Here is a 12,328-nt window from a genome sequence, read left to right as displayed (position 1 = left end):
CTGGGGGTCGAATGGAACATGTAAGCGTGTAACAAGGAGAGGGGTTTACATCTATGACTTTACAGATCGGAATCATTGGAACAGGTTGGTTCAGCAAGTTACATGCAGATATTCTGGCGCGAATGGAAGGCGTTCGTGTAGCAGCTGTCTGCGGAACAACGCTGGAGAAGGCAGAGGCTATGGCTTCCGTCTATGATGCTGTTGGCTACGGTGAACTTGAACATATGTTGGATGGTGAAAAGCTGGATGCAGTCTATATCTGTGTTCCTCCCATGTCTCATGGATCGATTGAAGCTGAATTGATTCGTCGGGGTATCCCGTTCCTGGTGGAGAAACCGCTGAGTACAGGCATGGATATTCCCCATCAGGTGCTGGATCAGGTTCAGAAGTCCGGATTATTGACATCGGTAGGTTATCATTTCCGTTATCAGGAGGCTGCACAGGTACTGAAAGAAGCGATGAAAGAGCAGACCGTCGGCATGGCGCTTGGGCGCTGGATGGGCGGAATGCCAGGAGTCGCTTGGTGGCGTCGCCAGGAAGGCTCCGGGGGACAGTTTGTGGAACAGACGACCCATATTGTGGATTTGCTGCGGTATTGTGCTGGTGAAGTGACAGAGGTATACGCTGTAGCGGCCCAACGCAGTATGCATGAAAAGCATGAACATGTCACGGTAGCTGATGTGGCGAATGTAACGCTTAAGCTGGAGAGTGGAGCGATCGCAAGCATTGCCAACACCTGCCTGCTGCCAGATGGTGAGGGCGGTGCAGGGCTCCAGTTCTACACGGATGCGGGGGTCTGGGACTGGACACCTGAACGTCTTCTTCTGCCGAGTGCTGCCCCTCATGCGATGGCAGGTCTGGAGATTCCGGCAGGGCATAACCCGTATGAGCGGGAAAATGAAGCGTTCATTCACGCCCTTCGTACCGGAGATCGTTCACGGATTTTGTCTGACTATGCGGATGCCTGCCGTACGCAGGAAATTACAACGGCGGCACTAGTTTCGGCAGATTCCGGCTTACCGGTACAGCTTCAGCCATCCAAACACCTCTCGCATTAATCCTTTTATAACTTAATTCAAGAAATATAAACCCGTAAAAAAGACGCCTGAATCTGAACTGATCCGAAGATCAGTTCAATTCAGGCGTCTTTGTGTTGTACATGAATCAGAATCTGGCTACTTAGTAGACTGCTGCTGTTTCAACCAGTCTGAGGACCAGTTGTAAATCTGATTAATGACGGGTTCAATAGCTCTGCCTTTGGGTGTCAATTCATACTCTACGCGAGGCGGAATTTCAGGATACATATGGCGGGTTACGATGCCTTCCATTTCCATTTCCTTCAGACGTTCGGATAACAACCGACCGCTAATCGCCATTTCTGCTTCCAGTTCTGTGAATCGTTTGGGTCCGGATAACAGTTGGTACATGATGAGCAGTACCCATTTCTTGCCGATGATATCCATGGCTTGCGTAATGAGACAGGGACTTGGTGATTTTACTTTTCTCAGCTTCAACGTGTTCACCTCGATTCAAGTAAGTATTGATGGATTTCCTCGTATATATAAAAGTGCGTGGCTTTCTGCCGCTCTGACCAGAGTAAGGGACAATGAAGTCAACATGTTACTACAAAATGTACTGTAACATACCTTTTGTATGTATTATACACTATTCGTCAAAAAATTACTTGAATAAATAATGTTATTATTATATACTCGCTTCATAAAAGTAAGTTAATGATTATTAATATGCATAATATCAGCACGTACCATTTTCGCAGTGCAAACTGCCCATATTAAAAATAGAGTTACGTTGTAACTTTTACATAGATTGCTTTTTTATAAAACAGATGGATATGGACATTCATTTTCAGGAGGATTATACATATGAACAAAGGCATAAGAATTTTGGGATATATTGCGTTGGTTGTGCTTGCAGGTGTATTTGTAATGGCAGGGTTTAACAAGGTTAGTGGAGCTGAGATGATGGTGCAGACTTTTGAAGGTTTCTCCTATCCTACATGGACAATGTATCTCATTGGTACAGTAGAGCTGCTCAGTGCGGTAGGTCTATTGATTCCACGAACTCGTATTCTAGCTTCGGGAGTACTGACGTTCATTCTGATTGGGGCTGTGGGGAGTCATCTGATTTATGGGCAATATGCAGCTGTTCCTTTCCCGGCGGTGTTACTGGTTGCCAACATTGTCGTTCTTATCATGGGTATGCGTAAACTGGAAGCAGAAGAATTGGAGATAGAGCTCGTGCAGGTCTAAGGGTAAGCCTTGAAGTGAAGATATTGAAAAAGATGACCACTGTGATTAAGCGGTAGTCGTCTTTTTTAATAATTTAACTCAAAAAAAAGAAGAACCCACGGAGTTCAAAGGGTTCTCTTGCAACGGGACTTCTTGAAACGGAAGGTCTCCTGATTATAAATAATCGAATAAAATCTTATTATAGTAGTTTTTTAAGTTGGGAGACGCGTCCTTGGCTAATGCCAAGCTTTTCCGCAATTTGCTGTTGAGCCAAACCGGGATTCTGTTCAACAATTTCCTTCATCTGTTGTAGCATGCGTGCCGTCTTCGGCCGCAGGTCCGGATACTCTTGGTTGGCAGCTGTAGCCCCTTCTTCCCAAGTGGGAGACGAGACTGTAGCGGATTCGGTAGCAGGACGCTCCACGGGTGCAGGAGCCTGTTTGTTCTGAGGAACGAACCATTCGGGAGTGTCATCCGGGTGTTTTAATTGAATTGCACAAGTCCGGCAGATGAATTGCTCTTTGAAATACATTTCCGTATCCACATCACCGCAAAACACACACAACGTTGATTTATACTTTCTCAAAATCAACTCTTTCCCTTCAATGAAAAACTCGAGCGGATCGCCGATATGGATTTCCATCGTATCCCGCATTTCTTTGGGAAGGACAATTCGTCCAAGGCGGTCCAGAGATCTCTTCATTCCGGTTCTTTTCATCGCATCTCCCCCGCAATATTCACAATTAAAACCTGTCCTTATTGTAAGGAAGAAAGGGCTTTAATACAACAATAATATTTCAAGAAATAGGGTTAATTCCATCTATTATGGGAAAATAAGTTTAGATAGTATGGGTGCAACCGCTAATGTGAACAATGCAGCCAGTACCATGGAGATACTGGAGATGGTTCCCGTCAGTGAACTGAGCTCAAATGCCTTGGATGTGCCTGTTCCGTGGGCACCGGTTCCAAGCAGCGTTCCACGTGCAATCTCGCCATCGATACGCAGCATTTTCACAATGGATGGCCCCATAATTGCTCCCAACAAACCGGTCATGATGACAAAAACCGCCGTAACCGCCGGAATGCCTCCAATGGTAGCCGATACATTCATCGCAATTGGGGTCGTGATTGATCTGGGAATCAGACTGTGAATGAGTCCGGAGTCCAGGCGCAACCATTTGGCGAGCAGTGCAGAAGAGAGGACCGCTACCACGGAGCCTGTCATAACGCTGAAGACGATCTCGGAAATATGTTTTTTGAGTACATGGAAGAAAGTATAGAGCGGAATAGCAAAGGCTACCGTTGCCGGTTGAAGCAGCAAACTTAGCCATTTACCACCACTGCTGTATGCTGCGTAATCCGTGCCTGTTGCGAGCAGCACACCGACGACAAGAAGTGGCGTAATGAGCAGCGGAGACAGATACACTTTGGGCAGGTTGCGATACATGCGTTTGGCGACCCAGTAAATACCGACGGTTAACAAGAGACAGAGGAATCCAATCATCCGGTGTGACGCTCCTTTCGTTTGGCGATTCGGGTGGCAACAAGGCCCGTACAGGCCATGACCAGAAATGTGCTAAGCAGAACAATAAACAGAATTTGCAGTCCGTCTTGCTCCAGCATGGGCATGTAGTTCATAATGCCAACGGCTGACGGGATGAAAAACAGCAATAGTTCACCGAGCAGCCAGGCAGCTCCAATTTCAATCCAGCGCAGCTTCACGACCCGGGTCTGAAGCAAGATGAACAGCACGATCATGCCGAGTATAGAACCTGGTACAGGTAGATGGAGAGCACGGGCCATCTGGTCCATGAGCAGTGAAAAGGCCATCAAGAGCGCAACTTGCAAAATGCCAAGGCCCCATTTCTTCACTTCAATCCCTCCTTGTATAATGAACGTGATGATTTTGAGTTGTTTATGAAAATGATTCACTTGATATCACAAATTTTACATCGCATTCTTTCATGAGTAAAATGCATATTAAGAATGTTTATCATTCCACTTATCTATGAGAGATGGGGATCAGACGATGGATATCCGCCATTTGCAATATTTTCTGGAAGTTGCTCGGCAGCAAAGCTTCACCAAAGCAGCGGAAGTGCTGTTCATTACACAACCGACGATTAGCAAAACGGTTAAAAGCCTGGAAGACGAACTGGGTGTAACCCTATTGGATCGTTATGGCAAGAAGGTCGCGTTGACGGATGCAGGGCATGTCTTTTTCCGGCAGGCGCTGGAGATTGAAAAGTCATTCCGCAGCTTATCGTCCGAGCTGGACGATCTGATGAATCTGAAGAAAGGACACTTGCGGATCGGTTTGCCCCCGATGGTAGGGTCCAGCTTTTTCCCGATGATTATTGGTGAATTTCATAAAGCTTACCCTCAGGTGACCATTCAACTGTTCGAGGATGGTGCGAAAAAAGTGGAGGCCGACGTGATTAGCGGTGAATTGGATATTGGTGTTGCCGTTCTTCCAACGGTGGATGAACTGGTGGATCATTTTGTTTTTGTAAAAGAGAAGCTGAATCTGCTCGTACATCCTTCGCACCCACTTGCGGGTAAAGAGTCTGTCGCGCTGCGCGAACTGGAGCATGATGCATTTGTGCTGTTCCGGGAGGATTTTGCGCTGCATGACCGAATTATCGCCGCCTGTCAGCATGTGGGATTCCAGCCTCGGGTAGTGTATGAAAGCTCCCAGTGGGATCTGCTCAGTGCGATGGTAGCGGCCAATCTGGGTGTGGCGTTGCTGCCAGAGACGATTTGCCGTGAGGTGGATCATATGCGTGTGCGCATTATACCCGTGATGGAACCTGTAATTCCATGGCAGCTCGGCATGATCTGGCGGAAGGATCGATATTTGTCCTTCGCAACCCGGGAATGGATCAGTTTCACACAGTCCATGCTGAGTGAATAAGAAAATCAGTGTAAACGGGGAAGAGGAACGGGAGAGATTGTTATCTATCTTAACTCCAGTAAAAGCTTTAGAACCATAATAAAAACACCCTCAACACGTGTTGAGGGTCGTTGCTTTTCTGTCTATTTATAAAACGAGTAATATTTATGTTCCTCTATATGAACAATAAGGGCAGCTACATACAGCGTACAAGCTAATGAAGCTAGTGAAGCTCTGGCTGTGTTTTTTTCAAATATGCACGCCAGGTAATACACCATTGTTTCGGGTCGTCCAAAGAGGATTCGTCATTGCGATGCACCGTGCTGTTATGCGGAGCTGATTTGACGATATCTGGCTGAGTATAGGCTTCATTCGAGATATGTTCCAGCGCATGGATATATTCGTCGAGATCCTCCTTGGAATAGGATTCCGTTGGCTCCAGTGTGAACGGCTGCGGAACAATATATGGATGATGAGAGGTCCAGTAATGCAAGCCAAAATCACACATTCTTCGCGTAATATCCTCCGTCGTCACTCCGGTCTCATCCGTGAGCTGTTTCCAGCTGTAGCGGACCTGTTCCAAACGGCGTCCTTGAACATATGGGGCACTCGCTCCACGTATTTGAACAATTTTATGATATAGATAGTTGTTATTCAGCACCGCCACCTGGGCAACATCCTTCAGGCCATCCGGTCCGAGACTCATTATCCAGGCGTAGGAGCGGAGTACTGTTTGGGCTACACCGTGAAAACTCCGTACCTTACCGATGCTGACTTCTGTTTGATCTCTTAAAATATAACGCCCGTCATCTTCCTTATCCACCAAAGGGCCGGGCATGAAATTTTTCAATTCTTCCGTCACTCCGAGGGCGCCCGTAGCAGGACCGCCGCACATATGGGGCGCAGCAAAGGTTTTGTGAAGATTGAAAAAGCACATATCAAAACCCGCTTCCTTCGCTCGTGTAATCCCGAGCAGGCCATTGGCGTTAGCCTGATCATAATAGCAGACACCACCGGCTTCGTGCACCACATCCGTAAATTCGCGGATACGATGATTGTAGATGCCTGTGTCCTCCGGGTTAGCCACAACAAATCCGGCTGTCCGCTCGGAAACAACACTCTTCAGTTTCTCAAGATCTGGGAATCCATCTTCGTCGGGATGCAACGTAATAATCTTATATCCCTTAACGGCAGCTGTGGCTGCTTGCGAAGGATGAGAGAAAATCGTGGTAATGATTTCATCACGTTGTTCACCTTCACCGCGAGAATCATGATAGGCACGGACGATGGAGGCCATCGCCAGAAGTGCCTGGGTTCCACTGCTTGGCTGAAAAGAGAACGCATCCATACCCGAAATCTCTCGCATTGCCAGATCGAGATTGTGGAAGATTTCCAGCATCCCCTGAACAGAATCCACATCCTGCAGCGGATGAAGCTCGGTCATACGCGGATTGCGGATAAGCATTTCGTTAATCCGGGGAATATATTTCATCGTGCAGGTTCCCTGCCCGATCTCCACGTTCATATCTGATCCCAGCGTTTCCTGGGATAATCTCAGATAATGCCGCAGTACCTTTGCCTGCCCGATTTCGGGCAAAGCGGGAACAGTGCGCCGCCACATGGATGCCGGTATGTTGTCTTCTGCGGAGCCTGCTTCAGCCGCTACAGCCACTTCCGTTCCCGGTGGAACGACGCCCCGCTCTCCGGGCCGGTGAAGTTCAAAGATAACGGGCTCATCCCATTTCGCTTGGTGAAAATTACGAACCTTATGATCTCTGCGAATCCGTTTCATGGCATTCAGTCCTCCTCTATATGATCATTATGATGTGCTGACAATGGAACGAAGAGTATCGACGAGTCGGTCTATATCCGCCTGGGTATGCGTTTCCGTGACGCAGTACAGTGCACATTGACCCCATGATGGGTAGGATAATGACAGATCCTTACCACCGAAAATTCCTGTCTCCATTAATTTCTGGTTGATCTCATCAACGCTTAGACCTGTATCATTAAAATCAACAACAAACTCTTTGAAAAAGGTGCCTTTTTCGAAGCGAAGAGACACCCCTGGAATTCGTGATATCTGTTTTGCAGCGTAGTGCGATTTCTGGATAATGGTGCTGCCAACTTCCTGCATTCCGGCAGGACCTAGGAGAGCCAGATATACTCCTGCGGTAATGCCCCATAAAGCGGTCTGGGTTCCTACCGATTCCTTGCCTTTCTCCCGAAGAGCGAATGAGGTACGTTCATAGGCAACGTCTCCGAAGCCGTATTCGCCTTCCACTTCGGTGGGCACGATGCCAAATAACCGGGAAGGGTATTCCATTACGTATTTTTCCTCATCACGTGTTGCAATAAAGCCAGCCTGCCCGCCGCCAAAATTCATATGCATCCCCAGCGGCTGTAGATCTCCACATATGATATCCGCGCCGTAACGACCCGGAGGCTCCAGAACTCCAAGTGAAATCGGATCAGCACCTACAATAGAAACAGCATTGATCTTATGTGCCAGTTCGGATATCTCAGCACCCTGATCCTCAATGATTCCAAGGTAACCGGGATTTTCAAAATAAATCGCCGCGATATCGTCGCTTAATTTGCTGCGCAGATCATCCAGATCCATTCGTCCTGTTACCTGATCGATATCAACATACTGAATATCCATAACTGGAGTACAGTAATTGCGAATAATTGCCGCCTTATCCGGGTCTACGGAACGCGGGAGAAGCACGATTTTGCGCCCTGTAATACGCCCTGCCATCCGAATCGCGGTGGAAGCCGCCTGAGCCCAGTCAAAGGTTGGAACATTCACGACATCCATGTCCACCAGCTCGGCTAGCAGGCTCTGATACTCGAAAAGCGCCTGGAACCGACCATGGTCCTCGTAAGGCTCTCCGGCATAAGCTGTCACAAATTCAGAACGCTGATTAATCTCATCGCATATTGCTGGGATGAAATGCTGCCAGCATCCTGCACCCAGAAAATTAAGATAATCTCCACTGTGCTTGTTCTTCGATAACAGTCCGTCAATATGTCGGCGCAGTTCGTACTCGTTCATGGCTGGCGGAAGGTCCATCTCCCGCTTCAGCTTCAGGCTGTCAGGAATCGCGTCGTGGAGCTGCTCCATAGACGTGAGACCGATTTCTTTAAGCATCGCGTCCCGGACCTCCGGAGCGGTATTTGGAATATAGGGATGGGCATATGTTCTGTTTTTTTCAGCCACAATTAACGCCTCCGTTCATATGTTGGGAAAAGGTAGTTCTTATCCGTCCTAAGCGATTCCGCCTCCGTCAACAACGAGCACACTGCCTGTTACCCATGAGGACAAGTCACTCGCCAGGAACAATACGGCATTCGCGATATCACGCGGCGTACCTAGGCGTTCCAGCGGTCTGCCTCCTGCAGAGGCAACCAGAAATGCTGACTCATCCTGCTGTAGCTGCTTCGCTTCGTCACGCAGGAGTGGTGTATCCGTATCTCCTGGTGATACACAGTTGACTCGAATATTCGCCGCGCCATGGTCGATAGCCATGGCGCGCGTCAGATTGACAACGCCCGCCTTTGCGGCGCAATACGCTGCAGCGCGGTCTCCGCCTTTCAGTCCCCAACCAGAGCCTGTGTTAATGATGCTGCCGCCACCGCTTTGCTCCATAATGGGAATGACATATTTAGAGAGCAGGAAGACGCCTTTGAGTGAAACATCTAATACAAGATCCCAGTCTCTTTCATCCAACTCGGTAACCGTTTTGCGGCGGATAACCCCTGCATTATTGAACAGGACATGAATTCCTCCAAGAGCTGATCTGATCTCTGAGGCTGTACGTTCGCAGTCTGCGGCAGAGGTCACATTGCAGCAGTAAAAGCTGGCCTGACCTCCCTGTTCACGGATACTGGCGACGGCCTCGTTACCCGCCGCCTCATTAATATCAATCAAGACAGCATGTGCCCCGAAGCTCGCCAGAAGCTCGGCGGTGGCCAGCCCGATGCCAGATGCTCCGCCCGTAATAACGGCTACTTTGCCTGATAAATTCAAAACATCCTGTGTATTAAGCATGTTGATCTTCCTCCATTTCATATTGCATCGCTTCTGTACCCATTCGGTGGCTCAGCCTTGCAGGAGAGCTATCCTCCGCCATATACGCCTGAAGCAAGATGCGGAACCGGAACGCTTCCGGTTTAACTGTATGCTCAGGGGACTGTGCTGGGCCGCAGCTGTTGCTTCCCAGTCCATTCTGTCGGTAATCCAGATTCAGAGTAATGAAATCACGAGGTGTCAAATCGCTCATATGCTGCGCTTTCTCCAGATCACCGTCCGTGTAACGTCTGGCACTGAAATCAAGCGTAGGCACACCTGCTGCGAGCAGACCGATTCCTGCTCCATCGACGATAGACACCCATCTAACATCTGTTCGATTTCCGTTCTCTTGAGGATAAATATATGACGTAAACAATCCGTCTACGCTGTTCTGATATATGTCGAAGCGTCCGGCCTCCCGGCTGTCCGAATAGCTCTCTCCCGGCCCGCGTCCATACCATTTCACGTGGTCCATATCACCAGGGATTTCCATTTGAAGACCGATTTTCGGGAGCATGGCAGGTGGTGTTCCTTCCGGTATTCCCTTCACATCTATAATGATTAGTCCGCTTGCAGTAACCGTATAGGACGTTTCACAGCGGAAGCCCCAATTGTAGACAGGAGGTGCTATGCGCGAAGTCCAAGTCATACGCACAGACGTATCATTCAATCGATCCCAGCGAAAGTCATCTATCCGCTCGGTTAGTCGATCGAGGTGTGCCTTGCGCCAATCCGGGAGCACATACATATCGTTATCAATCGGAGCACGCCAGAAATTCAGTCGTGGTCCATGTTGAAGGAGTTCCTTACCGTTCAAGCGTAGCGACGCGACCCCTGCACGTAGACGATTAAAAGAAATACGGAAACTGTCATTTGCAAGGATTAGCTCTCGTCCTTCTTCGGTGACTGACAATTTCTGCTCTACAGACAGCAGGGATGAGGGAGATACGGCTGAGGTGGAATGATTCGGCAGTGCAAACTGCGCCCAAGCCACCTCATGCCCCTGTTCCGCCCAAGCGCAGTCTGCTGCCAGCGTGAATCCGACATTCAGCCACATCTCCGTACCCGGCTCGAGATGGAACGATTGTGGAGCTGTCAAATTTGGAATTAATACGTTTGCGCTATCACCCGGACTAATCTGCGGAAGAACGAGTACACCACTGTTAACGGTACGTCCATCAGCCGTGACGCTGTAGTGGATCTGCAGGTGATCTAAAGTCACAAAGTCATACCGGTTCGTTACGCGAATCTTTCCTGCGTCTATCATTTCGACCCTTACAGCTTCGATGATTTTCTTATATTCAAGGAGTCCCGGAGAGGGGGTGCGGTCTGGACGAACCAGCCCGTCAATAACAAAATTACTGTTATTCGGTACATCTCCGTAATCTCCACCGTAAGCATAGTCAGCCTTGCCATCGATTGATTTTCTGCTGAGCCCATGATCGATCCATTCCCAGACAAAGCCGCCTTGAAGACGCCGATAAGCGTCAAAGGTGTCAAAATACGTCCGTAATCCTCCGGGTCCATTGCCCATCGCATGGGCAAATTCGCATAGAATATGCGGTTTCGGATGATCGGTTAGCTGGCCGAATCCTTCCATTTTCTCCACGGAGGAATACATCGTGCTCACCACATCACATACTTCTGCTTCACGGTCTTCTTCATAATGGATAAGGCGTGTGGAATCATTGGCTTTGCACCACTCAGACATTGCACGGAAATTGCAGCCGAAGCCCGATTCATTGCCAAGCGACCAGAAAATCACGGAAGGGTGATTCTTGTCTCGCTCCACCATACGGCGGATGCGGTCAACATAAGCATCCTTCCAAGCGGGGTCGTCGCTAAGCCGTGAAATATTGCCCAACGGCTCAAAGCCGTGCGTTTCCAGGTCCGTTTCTTCCATAACGTATAACCCATACTCATCACATAGATCATAGAACCGCGGGTCGTTCGGATAGTGTGCTGTCCGCACCGCATTGATATTGTGCTGCTTCATCATCTGGATATCTTCGAGCATGGTGGATACCGTAACGGTTCGCCCCGTATCTGGATGATGGTCATGTCGGTTCACACCTTTGAGAAGGATCGCAACTCCATTCACCAAGAACTGTCCATCCTTGACTTCCACACGGCGGAACCCGACTCGCTGGGCAATCGTTTCTATAACTTGATTCTTCGAATCGACCACTGAAATGACCAGATGATATAAATAAGGAGATTCGGCATTCCATAAAAAAGGCTTCGCCACAGGCAGATTGAACTCTACACGTGAAGGGTCGTTTAGATTTTTCTCAGCTGACAGGATTGGCTCTCCAGCGTTATTCAGCAGTTGTAACTGCACTTTGCCCTGAACTTCTTCTCCATCCAGGTCTAAGCGGACCGACAGTACCGCATTGGTAAACTCTGCATCCAGCTCCGTTACAATTCTATAATCGGTAATGCGGGATGCTGAAGGCTCGGAAATCAGATAGACATCCCGGAAAATGCCACTCATCCACCACATATCCTGGTCCTCCAAATAACTCCCGTCGGACCACTGGTAAACCCGGACTGCCAATCGGTTAACTCCGGCCTGCAGGAAAGGGGTCAGATCGAATTCTGATGTCAGCCGGCTGCCTTGGCTATAGCCGACAAATGAACCATTCAGCCATACATGAAAGGCGCTATCTACACCGTCGAACTTTAGTGAAACAATTCTTCCGTTCCAATGGTCTGGCAGCGTAAATTCCCTGACGTAACTACCCGTTGGATTATCATTAGGTGCATGAGGAGGATCAACAGGAAATGGGTAGTCGAGGTCCGTGTAATGCGGACTTCCGTATCCTTGCAACTGCCAGTGGCCAGGGACACGAATATCATCCCAACCTGAGGTGTCATATTCATATTGATGGAAATCAGCGGGTGCCAGATCAGGCCCCTCAGCGAATTGGAATTTCCAAATGCCGTTCAACGATTTGAACCACGGAGAGCTTCCTCTGTCATAGCTCAGAGCATCTTCTTTATTGGAGTGAGGAATAAAATAGGAGCGACTCTTCGCACGGTTTCTCTCCAGCACGCCGAGGTTATCCCAGTCGCGCTCCATGTTCATAACAGTCATAATCGTCATCCCCT

Annotated in this window: 11 protein-coding genes; 3 read left to right on the top strand and 8 right to left on the bottom strand. The window is 48.7% G+C overall.

Annotated elements, in window-relative coordinates:
- The first annotated feature begins 53 nt into the window (after positions 1-53).
- Positions 54-1,058, top strand: a complete 1,005-nt coding sequence (locus tag RS891_RS29830; protein ID WP_315793929.1) for a Gfo/Idh/MocA family protein — start codon at positions 54-56, stop codon at positions 1,056-1,058.
- 117 nt (positions 1,059-1,175) lie between these two features.
- On the opposite strand, the gene RS891_RS29825 is transcribed toward RS891_RS29830, so the two are convergent.
- Positions 1,176-1,463 (bottom strand): winged helix-turn-helix transcriptional regulator, encoded by a 288-nt coding sequence (locus RS891_RS29825; RefSeq protein ID WP_062321783.1) that lies wholly within the window; start codon positions 1,461-1,463, stop codon positions 1,176-1,178.
- 420 nt (positions 1,464-1,883) lie between these two features.
- Between RS891_RS29825 and RS891_RS29820 the strand changes: the two genes are divergently transcribed.
- Positions 1,884-2,270, top strand: coding sequence for a DoxX family protein (locus RS891_RS29820; protein ID WP_315793928.1), 387 nt, complete (start codon positions 1,884-1,886; stop codon positions 2,268-2,270).
- Positions 2,271-2,448: 178 nt separating this feature from the next.
- On the opposite strand, the gene RS891_RS29815 is transcribed toward RS891_RS29820, so the two are convergent.
- The 3 genes from RS891_RS29815 to RS891_RS29805 all read right to left on the bottom strand — a co-directional run bounded on the left by RS891_RS29815 (position 2,449) and on the right by RS891_RS29805 (position 4,121).
- On the bottom strand, positions 2,449-2,967 hold the full coding sequence (locus tag RS891_RS29815; RefSeq protein WP_315793927.1) for an AbrB/MazE/SpoVT family DNA-binding domain-containing protein: 519 nt from the start codon (positions 2,965-2,967) through the stop codon (positions 2,449-2,451).
- A gap of 105 nt (positions 2,968-3,072) precedes the next feature.
- Positions 3,073-3,753, bottom strand: coding sequence for a CidB/LrgB family autolysis modulator (locus tag RS891_RS29810; protein ID WP_053782695.1), 681 nt, complete (start codon positions 3,751-3,753; stop codon positions 3,073-3,075).
- Positions 3,750-4,121 (bottom strand): CidA/LrgA family protein, encoded by a 372-nt coding sequence (locus RS891_RS29805; RefSeq protein ID WP_113053050.1) that lies wholly within the window; start codon positions 4,119-4,121, stop codon positions 3,750-3,752. Before RS891_RS29805 ends, RS891_RS29810 begins: the two co-directional genes overlap by 4 nt.
- A 157-nt stretch (positions 4,122-4,278) precedes the next feature.
- Between RS891_RS29805 and cidR the strand changes: the two genes are divergently transcribed.
- On the top strand, positions 4,279-5,163 hold the full coding sequence (gene cidR / locus RS891_RS29800) for a cidABC operon transcriptional activator CidR (RefSeq protein ID WP_113053049.1): 885 nt from the start codon (positions 4,279-4,281) through the stop codon (positions 5,161-5,163).
- 202 nt (positions 5,164-5,365) lie between these two features.
- On the opposite strand, the gene gcvPB is transcribed toward cidR, so the two are convergent.
- The 4 genes from gcvPB to RS891_RS29780 are packed head-to-tail and all read right to left on the bottom strand — an operon-like array spanning position 5,366 to position 12,314.
- On the bottom strand, positions 5,366-6,934 hold the full coding sequence (gene gcvPB / locus RS891_RS29795; protein WP_315793926.1) for an aminomethyl-transferring glycine dehydrogenase subunit GcvPB: 1,569 nt from the start codon (positions 6,932-6,934) through the stop codon (positions 5,366-5,368).
- A 27-nt stretch (positions 6,935-6,961) separates the two neighbouring features.
- Positions 6,962-8,365 (bottom strand): aminomethyl-transferring glycine dehydrogenase subunit GcvPA, encoded by a 1,404-nt coding sequence (gene gcvPA, locus RS891_RS29790; protein WP_315793925.1) that lies wholly within the window; start codon positions 8,363-8,365, stop codon positions 6,962-6,964.
- Positions 8,366-8,413: 48 nt separating this feature from the next.
- Positions 8,414-9,196, bottom strand: coding sequence for an SDR family NAD(P)-dependent oxidoreductase (locus RS891_RS29785; RefSeq protein WP_315793924.1), 783 nt, complete (start codon positions 9,194-9,196; stop codon positions 8,414-8,416).
- On the bottom strand, positions 9,189-12,314 hold the full coding sequence (locus RS891_RS29780; RefSeq protein ID WP_315793923.1) for a beta-galactosidase, LacZ type: 3,126 nt from the start codon (positions 12,312-12,314) through the stop codon (positions 9,189-9,191). Before RS891_RS29780 ends, RS891_RS29785 begins: the two co-directional genes overlap by 8 nt.
- Between the last annotated feature and the right edge of the window lie 14 nt (positions 12,315-12,328).

The sequence above is a fragment of the Paenibacillus sp. BIC5C1 genome (assembly GCF_032399705.1).
Classification (GTDB): Bacteria; Bacillota; Bacilli; order Paenibacillales; family Paenibacillaceae; genus Paenibacillus; species Paenibacillus taichungensis_A.
This window is presented reverse-complemented; position numbering and strand designations above follow the sequence as displayed.

Excerpts from the sequence above, each read along its gene's own strand:
- RS891_RS29830 (WP_315793929.1), top strand. The coding sequence starts at position 54 with ATGACTTTACAGATCGGAATCATTGGAACAGGTTGGTTCAGCAAGTTA.
- RS891_RS29825 (WP_062321783.1), bottom strand. The coding sequence starts at position 1,463 with ATGGATATCATCGGCAAGAAATGGGTACTGCTCATCATGTACCAACTG.
- RS891_RS29820 (WP_315793928.1), top strand. The coding sequence starts at position 1,884 with ATGAACAAAGGCATAAGAATTTTGGGATATATTGCGTTGGTTGTGCTT.
- RS891_RS29815 (WP_315793927.1), bottom strand. The coding sequence starts at position 2,967 with ATGAAAAGAACCGGAATGAAGAGATCTCTGGACCGCCTTGGACGAATT.
- RS891_RS29810 (WP_053782695.1), bottom strand. The coding sequence starts at position 3,753 with ATGATTGGATTCCTCTGTCTCTTGTTAACCGTCGGTATTTACTGGGTC.
- cidR (WP_113053049.1), top strand. The coding sequence starts at position 4,279 with ATGGATATCCGCCATTTGCAATATTTTCTGGAAGTTGCTCGGCAGCAA.
- gcvPB (WP_315793926.1), bottom strand. The coding sequence starts at position 6,934 with ATGAAACGGATTCGCAGAGATCATAAGGTTCGTAATTTTCACCAAGCG.
- RS891_RS29785 (WP_315793924.1), bottom strand. The coding sequence starts at position 9,196 with ATGCTTAATACACAGGATGTTTTGAATTTATCAGGCAAAGTAGCCGTT.
- RS891_RS29780 (WP_315793923.1), bottom strand. The coding sequence starts at position 12,314 with ATGACTGTTATGAACATGGAGCGCGACTGGGATAACCTCGGCGTGCTG.